Consider the following 739-nt stretch of genomic DNA (forward strand, 5'->3'; position numbering starts at 1 on the left):
GACCAGCTCCGCCGATCGCACGTTGCTCACCCCGCGCCAAACGGCGTAACATCCGCTGAGGCTCTAATCGCCACTGGATGAAACTTCGGAGGCAGGTCACTTCCTGACGACAGCGCCTATCGCGGTGGTCGAGCCGATCCACCCGAAGGCCATGCCGGTAATACTGACGACGGACGAAGAGCGCGACATCTGGATGCGCGTACCGTGGGATGAAGCGAAGGCGCTGCAGCGGCCACTGCCAGACGATGCGCTCAGGATCGTCATGCGGGGACCGGACAAGGAAGATAGGCCGTCACAAGCGGACCGGAGGACTAATGTTTAATCTCATAATGCGCGCATTCGATTGGGCTTCGGGTCGAGGGACCATTGCCCACCACGGCTGAATTGGTGGTGGCAGCACCAGGCAAGAGCCGCCTGTGCGCCGGCATAGCCGGGATCGAGCGCCAATGCCCGCTCCAGCAGCGGGATTGCGGCCGCAGCGTGCTCAAGCTCCCCGGTGTAAGCGAAAGGCAGAGCCTGAAGGACAAGATGATATGCTGAGCTGCTGCCGGTTCGATGGACACCCGGTTAAGCTAATCCGACCTTACGTTCGAACTCAACGGGGCTGAGGTATCCGATCGTCGAATGACGCCGGATGCCGTTGTACAACGAGGTTTGAGAACGCCCACAGGACCGTTCTTCGCGAGGTTCTTTATCGATATCATCCTTGGTTTGGCTGCCGAGTTTGCGTTCATGGGGC

At 60.1% G+C, this 739-nt stretch carries 1 pseudogene; it reads left to right on the forward strand.

Features of this window, described 5'->3' with window-relative positions:
* Nucleotides 1–100: 100 nt before the first annotated feature.
* Nucleotides 101–322: pseudogene (locus IVA74_RS10730) on the forward strand (SOS response-associated peptidase); the annotation flags it as partial.
* Between the last annotated feature and the right edge of the window lie 417 nt (nt 323–739).

Source organism: Bradyrhizobium sp. 132 (genome assembly GCF_023074185.1).
GTDB lineage: Bacteria > Pseudomonadota > Alphaproteobacteria > Rhizobiales > Xanthobacteraceae > Bradyrhizobium.